At 57.7% G+C, this 18,304-nt stretch carries 29 protein-coding genes; 10 read left to right on the top strand and 19 right to left on the bottom strand.

Going from position 1 to position 18,304, the window contains the following annotated elements; genetic code table 11:
• Positions 1-14 precede the first annotated feature (14 nt).
• The 6 genes from COO92_RS16270 to COO92_RS16250 form a co-directional block, all read right to left on the bottom strand.
• Positions 15-383 carry an HNH endonuclease gene (locus tag COO92_RS16270; RefSeq protein ID WP_101304016.1) on the bottom strand — a complete coding sequence of 123 codons (369 nt, stop codon included), beginning with the start codon at positions 381-383 and terminating at the stop codon, positions 15-17.
• 250 nt (positions 384-633) lie between these two features.
• Positions 634-1,224: a hypothetical protein gene (locus tag COO92_RS16265; RefSeq protein ID WP_101303789.1), complete on the bottom strand. Its 591-nt coding sequence runs from the start codon at positions 1,222-1,224 to the stop codon at positions 634-636.
• Positions 1,217-2,068, bottom strand: coding sequence for a hypothetical protein (locus COO92_RS16260; protein ID WP_101303787.1), 852 nt, complete (start codon positions 2,066-2,068; stop codon positions 1,217-1,219). The genes COO92_RS16265 and COO92_RS16260 overlap by 8 nt, the downstream gene beginning before the upstream one ends.
• Positions 2,068-3,552: a replicative DNA helicase gene (dnaB, locus tag COO92_RS16255; RefSeq protein ID WP_101303785.1), complete on the bottom strand. Its 1,485-nt coding sequence runs from the start codon at positions 3,550-3,552 to the stop codon at positions 2,068-2,070. Before dnaB ends, COO92_RS16260 begins: the two co-directional genes overlap by 1 nt.
• On the bottom strand, positions 3,536-3,703 hold the full coding sequence (locus tag COO92_RS22100) for a hypothetical protein (protein WP_165792379.1): 168 nt from the start codon (positions 3,701-3,703) through the stop codon (positions 3,536-3,538). Before COO92_RS22100 ends, dnaB begins: the two co-directional genes overlap by 17 nt.
• Positions 3,700-3,975, bottom strand: coding sequence for a hypothetical protein (locus tag COO92_RS16250; RefSeq protein ID WP_101303783.1), 276 nt, complete (start codon positions 3,973-3,975; stop codon positions 3,700-3,702). Before COO92_RS16250 ends, COO92_RS22100 begins: the two co-directional genes overlap by 4 nt.
• Positions 3,976-4,046: 71 nt before the next feature.
• On the opposite strand from COO92_RS16250, the gene COO92_RS16245 reads away from it, so the two are divergent.
• Positions 4,047-4,514 (top strand): hypothetical protein, encoded by a 468-nt coding sequence (locus tag COO92_RS16245; RefSeq protein ID WP_101303781.1) that lies wholly within the window; start codon positions 4,047-4,049, stop codon positions 4,512-4,514.
• Between the two features lie 2 nt (positions 4,515-4,516).
• Here COO92_RS16245 and COO92_RS16240 read toward each other — a convergent pair whose 3' ends face one another.
• Positions 4,517-4,840 (bottom strand): hypothetical protein, encoded by a 324-nt coding sequence (locus COO92_RS16240; protein WP_101303779.1) that lies wholly within the window; start codon positions 4,838-4,840, stop codon positions 4,517-4,519.
• On the bottom strand, positions 4,833-5,615 hold the full coding sequence (locus COO92_RS16235) for a BRO-N domain-containing protein (RefSeq protein WP_133125079.1): 783 nt from the start codon (positions 5,613-5,615) through the stop codon (positions 4,833-4,835). Before COO92_RS16235 ends, COO92_RS16240 begins: the two co-directional genes overlap by 8 nt.
• A 336-nt stretch (positions 5,616-5,951) precedes the next feature.
• Here COO92_RS16235 and COO92_RS16230 point away from each other — a divergent pair, with 336 nt between their 5' ends.
• Positions 5,952-6,530, top strand: coding sequence for a hypothetical protein (locus tag COO92_RS16230; protein ID WP_101303775.1), 579 nt, complete (start codon positions 5,952-5,954; stop codon positions 6,528-6,530).
• A gap of 2 nt (positions 6,531-6,532) precedes the next feature.
• Here the strand turns inward: COO92_RS16230 and COO92_RS16225 are convergent, their stop codons facing one another.
• From COO92_RS16225 to COO92_RS16175, 11 genes are all read right to left on the bottom strand, one after another.
• Positions 6,533-6,961, bottom strand: coding sequence for a hypothetical protein (locus COO92_RS16225; protein ID WP_101303773.1), 429 nt, complete (start codon positions 6,959-6,961; stop codon positions 6,533-6,535).
• Positions 6,958-7,170 (bottom strand): hypothetical protein, encoded by a 213-nt coding sequence (locus COO92_RS16220; protein WP_101303771.1) that lies wholly within the window; start codon positions 7,168-7,170, stop codon positions 6,958-6,960. Before COO92_RS16220 ends, COO92_RS16225 begins: the two co-directional genes overlap by 4 nt.
• Complete coding sequence (locus COO92_RS16215) at positions 7,167-7,496, bottom strand: DUF4406 domain-containing protein (RefSeq protein ID WP_101303769.1); 330 nt, start codon at positions 7,494-7,496, stop codon at positions 7,167-7,169. Before COO92_RS16215 ends, COO92_RS16220 begins: the two co-directional genes overlap by 4 nt.
• Positions 7,493-7,876 carry a MazG-like family protein gene (locus COO92_RS16210; RefSeq protein WP_101303767.1) on the bottom strand — a complete coding sequence of 128 codons (384 nt, stop codon included), beginning with the start codon at positions 7,874-7,876 and terminating at the stop codon, positions 7,493-7,495. The genes COO92_RS16215 and COO92_RS16210 overlap by 4 nt, the downstream gene beginning before the upstream one ends.
• The gene (locus COO92_RS16205) at positions 7,876-8,304 is read right to left on the bottom strand and encodes a hypothetical protein (RefSeq protein WP_101303765.1); all 429 of its coding nucleotides are present in this window, start codon (positions 8,302-8,304) and stop codon (positions 7,876-7,878) included. Before COO92_RS16205 ends, COO92_RS16210 begins: the two co-directional genes overlap by 1 nt.
• 1 nt (position 8,305) lies before the next feature.
• Complete coding sequence (locus COO92_RS16200; protein ID WP_101303763.1) at positions 8,306-8,656, bottom strand: hypothetical protein; 351 nt, start codon at positions 8,654-8,656, stop codon at positions 8,306-8,308.
• Between the two features lie 473 nt (positions 8,657-9,129).
• Positions 9,130-9,894, bottom strand: coding sequence for a hypothetical protein (locus COO92_RS16195; protein ID WP_101303761.1), 765 nt, complete (start codon positions 9,892-9,894; stop codon positions 9,130-9,132).
• Positions 9,891-10,562: a hypothetical protein gene (locus COO92_RS16190; RefSeq protein WP_101303759.1), complete on the bottom strand. Its 672-nt coding sequence runs from the start codon at positions 10,560-10,562 to the stop codon at positions 9,891-9,893. Before COO92_RS16190 ends, COO92_RS16195 begins: the two co-directional genes overlap by 4 nt.
• Entirely contained in the window at positions 10,559-10,798 is a 240-nt protein-coding gene (locus COO92_RS16185; protein ID WP_101303757.1) for a hypothetical protein, read from the bottom strand. The genes COO92_RS16190 and COO92_RS16185 overlap by 4 nt, the downstream gene beginning before the upstream one ends.
• Positions 10,795-11,331, bottom strand: a complete 537-nt coding sequence (locus COO92_RS16180) for a hypothetical protein (protein WP_101303755.1) — start codon at positions 11,329-11,331, stop codon at positions 10,795-10,797. The genes COO92_RS16185 and COO92_RS16180 overlap by 4 nt, the downstream gene beginning before the upstream one ends.
• Before the next feature lie 85 nt (positions 11,332-11,416).
• Positions 11,417-11,701, bottom strand: a complete 285-nt coding sequence (locus tag COO92_RS16175) for a helix-turn-helix domain-containing protein (RefSeq protein WP_101303753.1) — start codon at positions 11,699-11,701, stop codon at positions 11,417-11,419.
• An 89-nt stretch (positions 11,702-11,790) separates the two neighbouring features.
• Here COO92_RS16175 and COO92_RS16170 point away from each other — a divergent pair, with 89 nt between their 5' ends.
• From COO92_RS16170 to COO92_RS16130, 8 genes are all read left to right on the top strand, one after another.
• Positions 11,791-12,507 (top strand): hypothetical protein, encoded by a 717-nt coding sequence (locus tag COO92_RS16170; protein ID WP_101303750.1) that lies wholly within the window; start codon positions 11,791-11,793, stop codon positions 12,505-12,507.
• A 265-nt stretch (positions 12,508-12,772) separates the two neighbouring features.
• A complete protein-coding gene (locus COO92_RS16165) occupies positions 12,773-13,108 on the top strand; it encodes a hypothetical protein (protein WP_101303748.1) in 336 nt (111 codons plus the stop codon).
• Between the two features lie 106 nt (positions 13,109-13,214).
• Positions 13,215-14,018 carry a hypothetical protein gene (locus COO92_RS16155; RefSeq protein ID WP_109789104.1) on the top strand — a complete coding sequence of 268 codons (804 nt, stop codon included), beginning with the start codon at positions 13,215-13,217 and terminating at the stop codon, positions 14,016-14,018.
• A 97-nt stretch (positions 14,019-14,115) separates the two neighbouring features.
• Positions 14,116-14,502 carry a hypothetical protein gene (locus COO92_RS16150; RefSeq protein ID WP_101303742.1) on the top strand — a complete coding sequence of 129 codons (387 nt, stop codon included), beginning with the start codon at positions 14,116-14,118 and terminating at the stop codon, positions 14,500-14,502.
• Complete coding sequence (locus COO92_RS22095) at positions 14,502-15,587, top strand: hypothetical protein (protein ID WP_101303740.1); 1,086 nt, start codon at positions 14,502-14,504, stop codon at positions 15,585-15,587. Before COO92_RS16150 ends, COO92_RS22095 begins: the two co-directional genes overlap by 1 nt.
• Positions 15,584-15,877 carry a hypothetical protein gene (locus tag COO92_RS16140; RefSeq protein ID WP_101303738.1) on the top strand — a complete coding sequence of 98 codons (294 nt, stop codon included), beginning with the start codon at positions 15,584-15,586 and terminating at the stop codon, positions 15,875-15,877. Before COO92_RS22095 ends, COO92_RS16140 begins: the two co-directional genes overlap by 4 nt.
• Entirely contained in the window at positions 15,874-17,826 is a 1,953-nt protein-coding gene (locus COO92_RS16135; RefSeq protein ID WP_101303736.1) for a DNA cytosine methyltransferase, read from the top strand. Before COO92_RS16140 ends, COO92_RS16135 begins: the two co-directional genes overlap by 4 nt.
• Complete coding sequence (locus COO92_RS16130; RefSeq protein ID WP_101303734.1) at positions 17,823-18,110, top strand: hypothetical protein; 288 nt, start codon at positions 17,823-17,825, stop codon at positions 18,108-18,110. Before COO92_RS16135 ends, COO92_RS16130 begins: the two co-directional genes overlap by 4 nt.
• The last annotated feature ends 194 nt before the right edge of the window (positions 18,111-18,304 follow it).

Below are 18,304 nucleotides of genomic sequence, written 5' to 3'. Positions count from 1 at the left end.
CCCCGCCTGTGTCGTCATCGCCGACCGAAACCGCCGTCTTCTGTTGCGGTCTTCTGATCGTGATGGGTCTTGCACAGTGACTGCCAGTTGGAACGCCGCCAGAATAGTTTCTGATCGCCTTTGTGCGGGATGATGTGATCAACCACTGTTGCAGCCGTCACCAATCCAACCGCCTCACATCGGCAGCACAGCGGATGTTCCTTAAGGAACTGATCGCGTGCCTTCTGCCACTTCGAACCATAGCCACGTTGCGAAGCACTGCCCCGCTTCTGATCCTGTTGCTTTCGATGCTCTGTCTTGTGCGCGGCACAGTATCGTTCGCCGGACAAAGACAGCCGACCACAACGCGCCAAGGCACAAGGCTTTCTTGGCAGGTCGGGCATGGCATCCTCACAAAAAGACAGCGGCGGTGTCCCGGCATCCGTCAACCTCACCAGCATCAAGCTGGATCGTCAGGACTGGGGATCACCGCCGCCAAGTCTAGGGTGCAAAGTCAGATCAGGAGTTTGCATCACGGCACCGCAAGCATCATCAACCGCAGGCACCGTTCAGCCATCAAGACAAACAAAAACGCCCGCCGGATTTCTCCAACGGGCGCTTGTATCGCTTCGACACCAAAGTCAATAGCGCGGATCATGATGCCTTGTCAAACACCTTTTTGCGCGACCGCCATGGAAGGCGCGGAATGCTGGGCATTTCAACCGTAATACCCATGCCACCGGATGCCGCAATGGTCGAGTACAAAACCGCCAGAACATCCCACACCAGCACATAATACAGCCGCGATTCTTCGACCTCGCGTCGCGTCCTGCCACCGTCAAGCCGATACCATTCAGGCATATCGCCCGATCGCGCCGCATCAATGGCAGCATAAACCGGGTTGATATGATCGTGGCGCGCAAGGCGCAGCATGGCACGCTGCATCTGCGGGGTGATGTCATTGCCGATCTGATCGCGCAGGCCACCGTGGCGCCATTGCCGCACCATCATCAACACCGCCAGCCAGATGCGTTCGGCATCCGGGTCCAGTTCCGCCCCCGTGATGGCGCCACCCCCATCAATCCGGGCATTCAGTTCCCCCATGCGCATCACCGCCCCGGTCACCGATCCACCGGGCACTAGCATCACCGCATCGTCATTGGCGGCAAATGCCTTGTCGGCTTTCTGATCACGCACCACCCATTGCAGGGCTGCCCAAATATCCATCACATCCTGCTTAGCCATCGTTCGCCGCCTTCCTGATCGTGGTGTAATCTTCGATGCGGGGCATCTGCCCCTGCCTGCCATCGGCCTGCCATTGCGCCACGGCCTTGCCATAGGCCGCCATACCGGGATCGGGCGGCGGAATGGCCATGAAGCGATCCCTGTTCTCGCGGAATATCTTGGCGATGTAGCTGGGCGGCATGGTGATGTCCGCTGCCCGGTTGGCCGGAACAGACCCCGCCGCCGCCGAAAGCGCATGAACCGGAACACCATCGCGCAACAGATTGATCATCGCCTCATACGACCCGGCGCTGACCTCAAACCGACCACGGTCATAGCCGTGATCGTCCAGCATCTTCTGGCAAGCCTCAAACGCAGCGGACGGATTGAAAACCGAACCGGCCTGATGGCCCTGATCGGTGTTATCTTTATTATCTTTATTATTCTTTGTCCCGCTGCTGTCCCGCTGCTGTCCCGCTGCTGTCCCGGTTGCTGTCCCGGTTGCTGTCCCGCTTTCTTCCTGCTCGGCCTGATATTTGTCATAGTTACAAACGGTTATAACAAGCTGGCCTGTCCCGGTTGCTGTCCTGATCATTGTCTCGGTTTCAAGTCGCTTTATGAATCGTTCCGTTGCGGTTCTACTCCAGCCCCATTTCTCGGCCATGAACCGGATGGAATAGGAAAGCTGCCCGCGCGCAAGCTTCACGACCCTGCCCCCAACGTCATCATCGTACCCGTCAGGCGACCAAATGGCATGCGCAACTATCCAGTCCCACGCATAGCCACGGCAATAAGGCCGCGTCTTTGTCGCCCGGAAAAGAGGATGCTCAAACCGGCTGCGCTGCCCTGCAACAAATCCCTTCATCACGCCACCCGTTCAAGATTTGAAAACCGTTGCCGATGCCCCAAAAAGGCACAGCGCACCGACCCGATCCGCGCCCCGCGTGCCTTGCCGATGATGATGTCTGCCGTGCCCTGCACGATGCTAAGCCGTTCCTGCCATTGCGTGTATCGCTCACCAAACTTATCAAGGCTTTCATTGGCCTTCTGCACCGGCTCGGCCCGCTCAAGATAGTATTCCTCACGATAGACAAACATCACCACATCGGCATCCTGTTCGATTGATCCGCTTTCGCGCAGGTCCGAAAGCTGCGGCCTTTTGTCGTCGCGTTCCTCGACCTTGCGCGACAGTTGCGACAATACCAGAACCGGCACATGCAATTCCTTGGCAAGCTGCTTTAACTGCATCGTCAGTTCGGTAATCAGGGCATATCGATCACCGGGCCGGAAGGCGTTGCCCCCTGACATCAACTGCAAATAATCAATCACCACAAGCTTGATGCCCCCCGATTTCCGGGCGATCTTTCGGCATTCCGTGCGCACCCGCGCAATCGTCGCCGCCGCCCTGTCATCAACATAAAGCGGCACCGTGCGCAGCGTATCCTCGGCCTTGACAAGCCGCCCGTAATCCGGGTCATTGAGCGCACGCTTGTTGATATAGGTATAATCAAGATCCGACACGCTGGAAAAAAGACGCTCGATCAACTCGCCCTTGGACATCTCAAGACTGAAAAACGCAACCGCGCCTGTCTTTCGCTTGGTCTGATCGCGCGCGGCGTTATAGGACAACGACAGCGCCAGCGCGGTTTTCCCCATCGATGGCCGCCCCGCCAGAACAATCAACTGTGCCGGCTTAAACCCCGAAAGCAATTCGTCAAGCTTGGTCAAACCGCTCGGAACCCCGGTCACTTCACCGCGCCGCGCCGCGTCAATGCCTTCGCTGATGTCTTGCAGGCTACTGCGCGAAAAATCGCCAAGCGACATCGCCCCGTTTTCCGTCTGAGTGCCACTGGCAAGCGCAAAAAGAGCCCCCTCGGCATCTTCACGAATGCCATGCGGATCATCGAGCATATCGCCCGAACTGGCATCCTCGGCCATTATGCGCCCGATGCGGATCATTTCGCGCCGCTGCCACATGTTGATGATGATCCGGGCATATTCCACGTTGTTCATCACCGAAATGATGTCACACCCGGCGATCTGGGCCACCACGTCCGTATGGTCGGGTATGACGCGCTTTAACGTCACCGGATTGGCCTTGTCCCCGCGCACAATCAGCGCGCTGATGGCCCCATATACGCGCCCCAGCGCCCCATCATAAAAATGATCCGGCGTCAAAAGGTCCGCCACCTGGTCAAAGCCGTCATTGCGAAACATCAAACTGCACAGCAGTTGAACCTCGGCCTCGACATTGTTGGGCTCTTCATCAACCTGAAAAACCCGGTCTAACGTTGTTTCGCGGCCATCGTCGTTAACCGGTGCGAATAATTGATCAAGTTGCGATGACATATTTTTCACCCTCCCCGCGCGCCTTTGCGGCGTCAATGTCCTTCTGATTTAACTGCTGCCATGCGCGCCGTTTCAACCGCTGCCAACGCAGGCCATGTTTCTGATAGGTGGATGCATCGGCAATAAAGGCCGCGATTTCTTCATTATTCACACTGCATCCTTCCACCCCGGCCCTAGCGAAAGGGTCAGAAACACATCACCCTTTTCAGTCCGGGCATAGGCCGACCCTTTGGGCGTTCCGTCATCCAAATCAACAAGCATCAATATCCGGGCATACCCAAGATCACGGAACTTGCGGCAATGGGCAAGAAATTCGGCCTTTTCCATGCCGATATCGTCACAGATATAGGCCGCATAAGGGGCAACTTCATCCATTTCGGATGGCAGGTTGCGCAGCAACTTGATTGCGTCATCAGAGAACATCACGCACCCCCGATGGACAGAGTACGGAATGTGGGCAAGAATGAGCGCCGCACCGACTGGGAAGACAAAACATGATCAAAGACATGCCTGGCGTTACGCCTTACGCAAGAACGGTACTTCTGGTATCGCTGACCATAAATTCGACGATATTCCTTGTGACGTGGTCGGCGTCTCTTTCGGCGCAAGGTGCCGCCGCTTTCCTCTTGGCCTTTTCGATCTACGGGATGATGGCCCCAGCTATGCTGAATTTCTTCTTTATCGCTACACTGGCCTTTGCCTACAAAGCCGCAAAAAAGCCGTTGGATAATTCTGTCAAGGTCATTGCCTTTGTGCTGACTATGTGGGGTTGTACCAACGCCACTTTCACCACGCGCGGATATCTTGGGATCGCACTTGCCCAAGACCGGAACCAAACCGATAAATGCGCCACGCAGATGCTGCGCGAAAATACGATTAAAGACCGACTGAAATACTCCATATCCAGTTATTTTCTGACAGCCGACTTTAAAAAAACGTGCGGTCTTGAAAGGCAGAAATAGCATCACGCACCCCCTTTCGCGGCATAGTCTCGTATGGCTGCCATGATTTCCTTGATGGTAGTCCAAGGCACATTCACATTGCGCATCACCTCGACAGGCTCACCGCATTCGTCTTCTTCCCACACCGGAAAGCCGAATGAGAATTCACCGATATACGCGGCCTTGGTTTCGCAACTGGCTTCAAGCTCCGCACGCAGTCGGGCATTCTCGATAAGCAGGTCGCGCAGATCACTGGCAAAAAGCCCGCTATCTTCCGACAGAACGGACACACCGCATCTGGCGATCAAATCGGCCTTTTCCCGCACACGTTCAATTGCTTCACCCATGACAAGCACCCTCCCAAATAACGCGCCCGATCACGACCCCGACGGGGATGTGATAGGGGACGCCGGAATCATAAATCTTGCAGCGGTCAAACCATGATGTGACCGGCGGATCGCCAAGGATTGTCACCATTTGCGGCTGGTTGCCGTCTTCGACGCGGATCACAACCGCCCGTTCACCCCGGCGCGGCGCACCGTCGCGGGTATCAACAACCACCAGGCGCCCATCCATGCGAAACACCGCATGCCCGTCTTCAAGGCGCGGCATATGGGCATTGGACGGGGCATCAAAGGTGGTATCGGGTTGGGCATCAGTCCGGGCCGGGGCGGCAAGCTGCGACCCGATCTTTTCCATGATCAGGGCCACCACATCGCCCACCACCTGATGGCGCAAGGCCGCCATGTCGGGCACAGCCGAAGGCACCGGGGCCGTCTGCCCTTCGAGCACATCGAGCACCCAGCGCCGGAAATCCTTGGCCCGGTCTGTCTTGGCCAGCATGGCGACGAGGTGAGCACCTCGAAGCGAAAACACACGGTGGTTGGATTCCGCGATTTGCCTGCCGGTGCTCAATTTGAGCACCCGTGTCATCGCGTCCGAAAATTCGCCTTTGCGACGATGATATAGGCTGGCGACCTTCTTGGTCTCACGATAACCCAACGCCCGCGCCAAATCGGCGCTGGTGAGCCATTGAACCCCGTCGCGGTCGATAATCGTTAAGTCGGTATCTTGGAATGTCAGTTTTGCGGGCAGACTCGCCCCTTGGCCATGATCAGACATGGTAGCCTCCGTTTGAACTGGGTTAACCAGCCACCGGAGACGCCAATCCCTGGTGGCCGGACGCGCAGGATTGGCGTTACCACCAAACGGAGTGGCGGGCCGCAAGGCCCTCCCACGCGCCCGACCATAGGAAAACCGCGCAAAAGGACTTTTGGCGCGGTTCGGACGCCGTTTGACAGACAGGACGCCAATCCCGGCCACGGATTTTGCCGTGACTGCCCGCACCAATGGCGCGGATGCAGGGACTATAATCCCGTCTGTCGTATTCGTCAATATTGACGTACCCACAACCTTGTGGGCATCATCACGCACATCACACAACCGGGGGATACCGTCATGCTCAATATCACGCTGGAACATGCCTTTCGGATGCAGCAAGGTTCGCGCATTCACACCATCGCGTTTACCATCAGCCCGATCGTGGGCGACGGTATCGTTGTTGGCGGCATTCCGGGGATCAGCCTGATCGGATGCAAAAGCATCAAAATCGCGCAAGGCATCGCCGCCCATGTCGTGATCGATGCCATCCTTGCGGCCACCAACAAAATGCGCATGAGCCCGGAAAAATGCCAAACAAGCATTTCCATCCAGACGATCACCAGCACAACCGAGGTCAATAACAGCTTCCAGATCGACGCCGACCATGTGATGACCGGTGAGGTATCCGTCCCGACGGATGATTTCGGCACCATCAAAATCGGGGTGACTGAATTTGAAATCCCCGGCGACCAGATGGACGCCACCCCCGACAGCATCCTGCTTGCCAAGGCGACCGACCACTTGCAAACCCTGACAACGTCGATCAGCCTCGAATGCGAAATGCTTCAACGGCACCTCGACGACAAGGACCTTGACCTGCGCAAGATCGCCGTCAACACGACCCTGCCCCAAAGCGTTCTGGAACGGATAAGGTGACATCACAGCACCAAATCCCGATACTCGACCGCGAAGGCGGGGAAACCCCCGGCACGGTCACAATAGACCCGCAGCCGACGACCATGCTTTTTACAGACAAGCGTGGCGGTGTGGCGCATCGGATCAAGCGTTGAACAATCAAATCTCGGCTGCAGGACTTGCCGCACATCCAGAACACGGGCAACCCGAAAGATTTCAGGGTCAACGGCGATAGTCGGGTCAACAGTTTCGATCATCATGACACGCCCGGATTGGTCATGTTCGGCCATGAAAGTGTGTTCCGTGCCCGAACGCCCAAAGCCGGACCACTCGACAACCGTAATCATGCCAAAGATGGGGTTTCCGCGCTGACCATGGACCAACCCAACCGTGCCGTCAGCCGCCTCGACAAACTCGCCTTCTAGCGCAAAGTCCATGATTTTGCTGCTCATGACCCACCCCGCCGCAGTTCAATCGGCACCGGGCCGGAGCCATAGACGTCGATCAACTCGTTGTCAGACGGGCACGGAACATCGGACCGATCCGTCTTTTTGCGTTCGGGCATCGACGCTATCATTGTTGGAACGGGGTCATCCAAAGACCCCGACCATGAAAACCCCGTCAAACGCCCCAACATCCGATCCAGAATATCACCGCTCATGCCGCCAACTCCACAAGGTCCGCCGGGTCGGTAATGTGATCGAAATGGATCACGCCGACGGTTTTGCCCAGCTTATGGGCAAGCGCCTGTTCCGCCGCGACACCAAGGGAGTTTTCCCAGCCTTTAAGCAACACCACACGCTCACACGCACGCACCATCGCCAGACAGATATCCATATAGGATGATTCAGGCATGCCGAACGGCAGGCTGTGCGGGCTCATGACAATATGACCAGCCTTGGTCAGCATATCCTGCGCATGATCAAACGCCGGTTTGTTGCCATCCGGCAGGCCGCTGATCGGCCCTGCGATATAGATGATGGTCATTGATCCGGACCTCCAAACGCACGGGAAGCCAAGCGGGTTAGAAGATCATTCTTTTCCGAGGTTGCGTTGAACTTGCGTATCACGGCATCAGCCAGATCAATCCCCGCATCAATCGCAACCAGATCGGCACAGATCACCACGTCCGCCAGTTCCTCGGCCAGCCGCTCGACCGTCGTGCGCGACCCGGCAAGCCCCATCCGTTCACGATCAAGCTTTTTGACCAGATTGCAGGCCTCCCCGACTTCACCAGCCATTTCATTACCTTTGTACGAAAGGCTCAGTTTGCTTTCAGGGTCCCATTCGGCTTGCCGCATCAGATTTGCCGAACGCAAGCTATCGCAGATAAAGGAATGACTAGCTTCTAGCTTTGGCTCTTCCATCACGCCACCTCCACAAATTTACCGTTGGGCAATGGGACATAAGCAGAACCGGCACACGGCGTTTTCGGGTTGACCACGCGGTAATCGGGCAGCTTGCGCGATGCGCCTTCATGGTCAAACCATGCCGACCGCGCCCGGCCATGTTCGGTCCAGACCACCAGCCAGCCAGCATGGCCCAGAAGGTCATCGACCGAGGCGGCCTTGACGTGCGGCAGGGCGTCAAAGCTGCCCGCCGTGCCCTTGTCCGGGCTGTGGATCACCATAATCGGCAGGGCGTAATCCACCGGATCACAGGCGCGTTTGATGGCAAAGCCCGCCACCCGCAAATCGGTGATGATGGTATCTGCGGTTGCGTCAACATCCAGATTGTCGTTGGCGGCTTCGCGCAGGGAGATTTCAAGGTGCTGGCGAAAGGATCGGACGGCCATGTCACACGCCCCCCATGTGATCGGCGCGGACAGGACGGGTACCGGCAAGCGGGGTGTTATCATTGGCCCCGTTCAGCCACGGCGATTGATACTTGGCACCGGGATAATCAATGCGGTGCGTACCCAGATCGGCATTCAGAAGGATTTCGTTGGCGATATCAACCGCCCCGGCCACCGGGATATAGCGGCCCGCCACCAAAACCACATGACGATGGGGGACATATTCGGTCCCGCAACCGTTCCATGTCTGGATCACCAACAACGCCCGCCCGCGCGGCCCGTCGATATTGTTGGCGTGGGCCGCTGCGATCAGCGCTTTGCGCATTTCAAAGGAGATTTCAGGCTTGGTCATGTCACCCTCACATGATTAAGACGCATAAAAGATGGAAGAACCGGACCAACACCACGGACAAACATGGGATAAAAAAACGGCCCGGCCTTCCTATTGCCTTAAGCCCCACCCGAGGACGGGTAAGGGGCTTAAGGTTTGCTCGTATCCGCCTTTCTCAGCGGTTGTTCTGATATTCATCTGCAGGCGTTACCTGCGCGTTGCATTGTCAGTCTCCGGGGTTCAAGCGCGTTTACCGAACGCATCGGCGTTGCACCCCAAAACCCCGACCCTGCGATCAAGCGGGGTAACGGGGTTCAAGGTCCGGTCGCGGCCTCCAAGGAACTTAGGGAGGAATGAGGCCCACCGGATGACGGGGTTATTTTCAAATCAGGTCACTCACCGTCTGATCCCTGTCTGTCCTATCGGCCAAATGCCGCCCCGACAGCCGGGGTCACTTCAATCAAGTGCGGCACAGCCACACCGGCAAAGGCACGTCACCCCGTCTTTGCCGCTATGTCCGGTGTTGCCGCGTGGCCCGGAAACAGGTCGGGCTTTGCATCGTCATTGTCATTGTCATTGCGGTAATGGACCACCCGCCCCGATGGATCGGGCGCAAACAGATCAAGGTTATCCATCGAAGGTTTGGCCAGAAGATCGTGATAGGTTTCCGGGCGGGTATGATCGATGTGCCAGCCAAACCACGCGCATTCCATGGTCGGGCGATTGAGCCCAAGGAAATCAGGCCGCCAGGTCAGTTCCAGTTTCCATTTCGGGCGATGGCGGCGATACAACCCCTGACGGTTGGCGGCATGCCAGTAGGTCGATTTCAGCAGCAACCACATTTCGGTGATATGCATGCGCATCGCATGTTCGATAAAGCTGGCGGGGTGATCCTTGTCATAGGCCGGATTGGTGATGATCGTGCCCGCCTTGGGCCGCACCACCGACAGGAAATTAACCCCGCCGGTGCCATAGCCACGATCAATCAGATCGGTGCCAATCACTTTGCAGCCATGGCTTTCCATCACACGCGCCGGAACACCATCGCCGCATTCCGGGTCCCAGATCCGCGTGCCTGCCAAATGCGGGAACCGGCGAAACAGGGCTTCGAATACCTCTGGCGGGGTCGGGTAGAAATCGTTCTCTTGGCGTTCGCGCACCTTCTCGACCAGCGCGTTCCCGACAACAGCCTTTCCTTTCGATCGACCACCCAACATCATGGCCCCAAGGCCGGTCTGGACTTTGGCAAGGGCGGTCATTCTTCGATCCCCCGATAGTCCGGCAGCCAGCAAAACAGGCCGCAGGCTTTCAATTGCCGGATGACTTTTGGAAGCATCCGGTGTGCGGATGGCGCGACCTTGGCGAAATCATCGCCGTGCATTTCGTGGATGTGATCAAGGACTTCTGATGCGATGGCTTCAAAATCGGTGGTGAACATCGCCTGCGCGGCATGGCGATCCACCCAGAGCATCAGCAGGTAAATGACGGCAAACACCTTAAGCATGTTCCAGCCGCCGGACGCACCGATTTGCCAGTTGGTCAGAACCGCCATTGCCGACATCGCGCCAGTATCCATTTCACGCCGGAAATCGGGCCACTGGGTTGATGTCATCAGATCGGCATAGACCTGCATGTCGCGCTGCAATGCCTTGGCGATCCGGGCGTTGTCGGGATCGTCTTGCGAAAATTCCGTGCTGACGTAAATGCCCCAGAACAGGCGCGGGAAGATCGCAGCCTCCGCCACATCCATGACATTGACCGCACGCGGCAGCTTGACCTCGACCGCGACCGGGCTGGTCCGGCGCCGCCGGCCAAACCCGATTTGCTGTGTGACGCCGGGCAATGACAGGGTCGCACGCGGCAACACATCATTGGCCGGGGTCGGCACGGATGCCAGCGGCAGGACGGGCTTGCGTTGGGCGGTCATGGCGCACCATCCTGTGCAGCCTTAAGCGCACGGCAGACCTCGACAATCGCCGCATTGGCCCCGGTCAGGGACCGGCGCACCGATCGCGGATAGGCCGACAGCATATCGATATATTCGTCAACATCGGTATCGGGCGGCAAATGCGGGTCTTTGCATTCGGCAATCACCGTTTGCAAAAACGCCTTGTTGGCGGCAATCAGACCGGCAAGCGGATCGGATTTAACAGGGGTGCTCATTGCGCACCCCCGGCCATCTTGACGATTTTCGATGTCTTGGCGTCGGTCCGGGCATCGGTCTGGTCAGCGGATTTCGGGCCGTCATGGCGCAACAGGAACTGACCAAGGTTGTCATGCAGCTTGCGCGCAAGGTCGACTTCCTCGATCTTTTCGACGTGATCGATCCGGCCATCGGACATGTGATTGACAAACGCGCTGGTATATTCCGCCGCCCCTTGCGCGATCTGGTGAAAGTCGATTTCCTCAGGCGACATTTTGCGCGCCCCGCCCATGCCGATCTGGGCCAGCAACCGGTTGGTAAACCGGGCGGGCAAGACTTCCATCAACTGAAACAGAACCAGCCCGCGCGGTGCGGTTTCCCCGTCGCGATAGGCTTCAAGCGTGCGGGTTTTAATTCCCGTCGCATCGCTCAGTTCAGAAAGCGTGATCTTGCCATCGCCCCCATAGGTGCCAACGCAATCGCCAAACGCGGCGGAAAATGCAACCTGAAAGGGTTCTGTGTAAAGATGGGCAACCAAGGGTGATTTCGGCATAAAACTGTTTCCTGATCTGTGGCACGTTTCAAAAGTCAGCGGCCCGGATAACACCCGATCCGGGGTGCGGCACCAAAGCCCGCCGTCAGGCCGCCTTGTGCTGATCGTCACCCCGGTCCGCCTTGGCGGCCACGGCACCCGAACAAGCAGGATCGGACGGCGCATCATCGTCATTGGCATTCATCATGAATTCCGGCGGGATGACCGCTTCGATAAGACGCAGCGTTTTGACGGTCGGGTTCCACTTGCCGTTCATCATGTCGCGCAGCGTCGTGTCGGCAATCCCGGCCCGCGCCGCGAGTTGCGACGCATTCAGGCCGTTCAGACGGCGATAGGATCGGATACGGATTAAAACTGTTTCGATGTTCATGATGCACGAACATTAATCGCACTATAATGCGACTGTCAATGCGTTTTCGCATTAAAATGCGGTCGCCGGACAGATAAAGGCGGTGCAGTATGCCCAAACCCAACAGCAAACCCGCGAAAAATGGACATCCGTTGATGCAGGACCCGGTCGAGAATCAGCGCAAAACTTTTGACGACTATATGAAGCGCACCAAAACGGCCAATACAACGCTTGCGGCCCTGACCGGCCTGCGCGAAAGCACGTTTCGCAATTACCGGAATGCCACAACCCGCGATATGACGCTGGAAACCAAGATCAAGGCGGCCAATGCCCTGCATATGCCACTGACGGACCTGTTTGGCCCGACACTGGGCCTGACCAGCCGCCGCGATACGCCGCGGTTTCCCGACGACGGCCCGGCAAACACCGAACCTGCCACACGCGAATCCAAACATTCCATGGTGCCGGTATATGGGCGGGTAAATGCCGGGCGCATGGTCAACACGCCATACCCGGTGGCCTTTGTCGAAGTCCCGGCCACGGTTGGACTTTCCGAAAGCGCCTTTGCCGTCAGCATGGCCGCCGCCGACATGGTTCCGCGCTTTAAAATGTACGAAGTGCTGATCGCCAACCCCGAAGAAAACACCGCCGTCGGCGATGATTGCGTGATCATTCTGACATCGGGTGAAATACGCATATTGCAGTGCATGGAATATACCGCGGACCGCGGCTTCACCGGCACCAGCTATGCCGACCCGCAACTTAAAGTCAGTATAAAGAGCAACGATATAGACCGCATCGGACGGGTTTCTTATATCCGCACATAGAGCACGACCTATACCTTTGCGGACTCTTTGACCAAAAGCCTATCCCTCAAAACAGTATCCATTGCCGATGTTTTCGGGAAAACTTTAATCAACCCCCGGATGACAGCACGAATGACGGGTGGCCGATGGTGTCTCACCACCATCAAACAACGCTGGTTGCACAGCGCCCGACGTAAACGCCGCACCCGCCGCCCGCGCAGGCAGGGTCTATTAATCATACAGGCGTATAGTATATCATCCCCAAATGGGGGTGTCAGGGGGCTCTGTGACAAATACCAGCCATGCGCTGACCCGCATAACGGTGGATACAACCGCCATGTTTCCGCGTTTCAAACCGCACGACCAATTGTTTGTAAAGCGGTTTTTCGAACCGGATTATCCATTTTTTCAGAACGCAGATATCGTCATAACAACCAGTGATGGCAGACTTCAAATCGGTAAATTCTGCCACCATGACGCGCACGGCATCACCATCACCCAACTTTCGCACGACAAACCGGTACTGATCCCGCAAAGCCGCGATCCGATTCCCTATCGGGTAACAGGCATAATTCCCCACAAAACAGCCGCCATATCCCGCAGCAACGACGCCGCGGCATGAATGTTTGAAAACTTAATTCGCATTATAATGCGGATTATTCGTTGACAAATGCGATTTCAAAGATCACCCTTTGCGGCATCATCAACCAGCAAAGGGTGTTTTTGCGATGACCATCCACAAAAAGAACGACGACTTTGACCCGACCAAACGGCGCATCACCGTGTGTGCCAAACGGTTCTTTGCCGCATGGCAATTCATCAGCACCGAGGAATCCCGGCCTTATCTCAACGGGGTTTACATCGAACCGCACAAGGATGGCGGGGTCACCATGACCGCGACCGGTGGGCACACGCTGGCATCGGTCCGCGATGACCAGGCTATTTTCGTCGGCAAGACGGGGTGGATATGCCCGGTCCCGAAATCGTTCTTGACGATGCTCAACCGCAAGGATGCCGGGCATCTTCATTTCGTCGGCGACAGCGTCTACCTCACGGACAACATGCTGGGCTATTACGATGTGACCCACCCCAGTTTCGACCCGACCGAAATCATCCCGCGTCACATGGCCGTTGGATACTGCCAAGCGATTGATGGCACATTCCCGGAATGGAAACGGGTGGTCCCGCGCAATGGGCGGGGCAAAGCCAAAGACTACGCCATGAATGGCAAGCTGATTGCGCGGTTTACCAAGGCGATCAGGGCGATCAACCCGGCATGTTCCCCGGCGCCTGCCTTGCATATCTTCACACCGCCGTCGGATGGCCAGCCAATCGTGATCCGAAGCGGCGCGGCCCCTGACTTCTTTGGCGTTCAAATGCCCATGCGCGACGATCCGGTCACCCGCCTGCCCGACTGGCTGAAACTGCCGCGCAAGAAACGCCCGCCCAAACCGGCGAACGACACCAAGCCCGGCAATGCCCCCAACGGCGCAGAAGCCGAACTGGTGAAGTCCGGGCAGTCGGCAGCCTGATGCCCCGCCCGTCCTCAATCCTGATTTTCGCGTGCGCTGCCCTGATCGCGGTTGTGATCGGGCAGCAGGCCGCGATTGGCATGCAAGGAAAAGACCCATGGAACAGTCAAACGTTACGCACATCCCCATCTACACACGCACCCCGGCCAACGATCCCAAAGTCGGCCCGCTTTATTTCCTTCCACCCGATGACGCCATCAGCAGCCCGACCGCGCGGCGCAACGCCGGGCTGGCCCCGCGCCACACCGATTGCGCCCTGCCCCATGCCAATGAACGGGTCAACGTTCTGATCGCGGGCAATTGCGGCTATCGCGCCAACCTGCACGGCACGATCAAGGCCGCGATTTGCACGCTGGCGCTCGATGCCAAACGCATTCTGGTGACCTTCCGCTATGGCGAAAATGAACCGGGCACAGGGGCCGCATGGGTCGAACAGACCCAGCTTACCTTCCCTGATCGCAACGCAGAATGTGAGGTGGTGTGATGGAAATGACACCGCTATTTTTCGACGGGCTTGTACGCCGCCGCATCGACTTCATGTCGCGGGGCATTGATCCGCGCAACAATGGATACATCAAAATTCACGATTCCAGCATAAGCATCTGGGAAGAAACCGTTGACGATGAAGACATGCTTTCCGAAGTGCTTGGCCCGTTGGTGAACTTGATGCGCCGGTGGGGGTGGACCGTAAGGTCTGACCAACGGATAAAAAAGCACTATCGGATACTGAACAAGTATCACAGGCACTGCCGACGCGGGCAGCTTGAGGCGAAACTTTCCATTTCCGGGCGGCACCTTGAAATCAAGTTCTTTCAGAACGTCGCCAACGTTTCCAACCCCCATGGCGGCGAGCATGAATTTGATATCCTTGCCCGCATGCCGTACCTGCTGCGGCTGCAAACCATTTGGTTCATCTCCAAGGCTGCCGCGCATCTGCATGCCAGCCACGGCTATCGCCTGAGTGACAAGCAGGGCGGGTCAAAAGACATCGGGCCACGCGGATCAACTGCGATGCAGTTCATTGAACATAACTACGCCCAAAGCTGGCACTTGGATAAAACGCTTGGCTATCCCAGCGGATCCGACGCCAGCTATAACAACAAAAGCGCCGATGGCGGAATAGTCACCCACGGTATGCAGGTCTGGATCAGAGACAGCAAGGGCCGCCGCTGGCTGCGCGGAACCGCCTATTACAACATCAACAACATGTGGTGGGTGGTGACCGGGCCATATTCGATACGCAACATCGCGTCGTTCGACATCTCTATACACCAACCCGCCAACCTGCGGGACAGGCGGAATCAACGGGTGCGGCGATCCGCCCTTGAAAAACAGATGCTCAAAGCAATCGCCACGATGGACTTCCACCGGGCCGAGACGCTCCGCCAGAAACTATTTGGCAACCAACCCCTATTCCGCATCTGGCACAAAGAAAAGCAGGCTTGGTACGGCACTCAGAATTGCGGGTACAGCTGTGACACCAGCAGGGCGGGCCTTTATACCCGCGATGAAGCTGAACGGTCTGCCAATGCCCACGAATTTCTTGAAATCAAGGGGGCAGCAGCATGACCCAACCAACCTTTGACAGCCACGTCACCGCATATATTGACATTGGGTCAAACGCGAAGGCCGTGGAACACATTAAAGGCGACAGCTACCGCCACAACGCCACCAGCCAAAGGCCCGGCGTCATGGTAATGACCCTCGAAATGGGCGGTGCAACCTATCAATGCGCCGACCCCAACTGGTTCCACCACCTGATCGATCAGGCCAACGCCGCCCTGACCAGTGCCGGATACCCGCCCCACATCACCGCATCAAATGACGATGATGCCGACAAAAAGGAACAGGTCGCATGAACCAGATGACCCAATGGCATCTTGATGATGAACTGATCGTTGATAATTTCGCGGGCGGCGGCGGGGCATCGACCGGCATTGAAATGGCGCTGGGCCGTCCGGTCAATATCGCGATCAACCATGATGCCAATGCCGTCATCATGCACCAGGCAAACCACCCGCACACCCATCACCTGTGCGAAGATGTCTTTGCGGTTGATCCGCTGGCGGTGTGCAAGGGGCGGCGCGTCGGGCTGGCATGGTTCAGCCCCGATTGCACTCATCATTCCAAGGCCAAGGGCGGCAAGCCCCGGTCAAAGAAGATCCGGGGGCTGGCGTGGGTCGTGGTGCGCTGGGCGGCAAAGGCCCGCCCGCGCATCATCATGCTGGAAAATGTCAAAGAATTTGCCGACTGGGGACCGCTGACCAAGGACGGTCAGCCCTGCAAGCAACGCAAAGGGAAGATATTCCGCCATTGGATCAGCCAGCTTGAACGCCTTGGCTACGCGGTTGAATATCGCGTCTTGCGGGCCTGCGATTATGGCACCCCAACCATCCGCGAACGTTTGTTTCTGATTGCGCGCTGTGACGGGCTGCCAATAGTCTGGCCCGCCCCGACCCACGGCAAACCGGGATCACCGGACGTCAAGGCCAAACGCCTGAAACCTTGGCCGGTTGCCGCCGACATCATTGACTGGTCCCTGCCCTGCCCGTCGATCTTCATGGACCCGGCGGACGCCAAAAAGCTGCGGCTCAAACGCCCGCTTGCCGACAACACCATGAAGCGCATTCATCGCGGGTTGCAGAAGTTCGTCTTTGATGCCGCCAAACCGTTCGTCGTGACGGTTAATCACAGCGGTGACTATTTCCGTGGCCAGTCCGTTGATGACCCGTTCAAGACAGTAACCGCTGCGCGGGACGGGCACGGTCTGGTGCAACCCTTTATCCAGCACGTCCAGCACGCCAGCAACGAAAACGGCACCATGGATGCCAACGAACCGCTGCGCACCGTGACGGCCACGCCAAAGGGCGGCGGCATGGCGGTTGTTAGTGCGCGGATGGAACCAGCGGACAAAGAACTACCGCACTATCGTTGCGAAGAATGCGGCGAAACTTTCCAAGACCCACACGCAACCGGCATTGCAACCCTTGCGCCTGCAGAATGCCCACGGTGCGGTGAAGAGGAACACCTGACGTTGGCGTTCATGGCACAGCACAACAACACAACCGCCGACAGCAGATCGGCAACCGATCCGGTATCGACCGTGACCAACACCGGATCACAGCAGGCCGTGGTTGCCGCGCACGTGACCAAGTTCCTCAATGGCGCAACCGGGTGTGACATGACAACCCCGATCCCGACCATCACCAGCGGCGGCAAAATGGCCCGCCCCGGGGGCGCAAATCCGTTGGGTGTGGTGGCCGTGCATCTGGATCGGCAATTTGGCAAATCAACCGGCAATGCCGCCGATGATCCGGTCGGGGCCGTGACGGCGGGTGGAGATGGCAAAACCGCCCTGTGCGCTTCGCACCTGGTGAAACTGCGCGGCACCTGCAAGGACGGGCAACCGGCCACCGACCCGATGCCAACCGTCACCGCCGGCGGAAACCACGTTGGTGAAGTCCGTGCCTTCCTGATGAAATACTATGGCACCGGGGGCGGGCAGGATTGCCGCGATCCGCTCGGCACTGTCACCGGCCACGACCGTTTCGGACTGGTCACCATCAAGGGCGAACAATATCAGATCGTCGATATCGGCATGCGCATGCTTTCCCCGCGTGAACTTTATGCCGCCCAAGGTTTCCCCGCCGATTACAAGATCGGCGATCGCGAAGGCGACGGCTTTAAATTCAGCAAATCCCAACAGGTCGCCAAATGCGGCAACGCCGTCTGCCCGCCTTTGTCCGCCGCCCTTGTCCGCGCCAACGTCGCACAAAGCAGCCTCTATCAGATGGAGCAATCAGCATGACCCGGAAATATGCAGCCGTGCCGTTGGACCTTCCGGCGGGGGAATGTGACGGCGGTGAACCCGTCACCTTTGGCTGGGTCTTTGAACGTGAAGGCATCGGCAAAATCACCGCCGCCCAGATTGACGCCATGGCACAGGCCCGCTTTGACAGCAAGCAGGCCCACATCAAAGAGTTTTCCGGATGGGACGGGCCAACATGGGCCGCCCTTGATCCAGATACCCTTGCCCTTGAACGCGCCGACATGATCGTCGCCGTCAAAGCCGCCGGGTTTGAGGTCGAATAACATGACATTCTTGACCGCACAGCATGATCGGCGTAGCATCCCCGGTGTCATGGACGTTTCCATGACCGGGTTTGGCGACCCGGAAAACAAAGGCGCTCGAACCGCGCCTAGCTTCATGCAGCGCGGTTTTACTATGGTCGGGCGCAACGGGAGACCCTCGGGTCTGCCGGTTCCTTTGTACCGGTTCGCCAACC

The organism is Thalassospira lohafexi (genome assembly GCF_002844275.1).
Taxonomy (GTDB): Bacteria; Pseudomonadota; Alphaproteobacteria; order Rhodospirillales; family Thalassospiraceae; genus Thalassospira; species Thalassospira lohafexi.
This window is presented reverse-complemented; position numbering and strand designations above follow the sequence as displayed.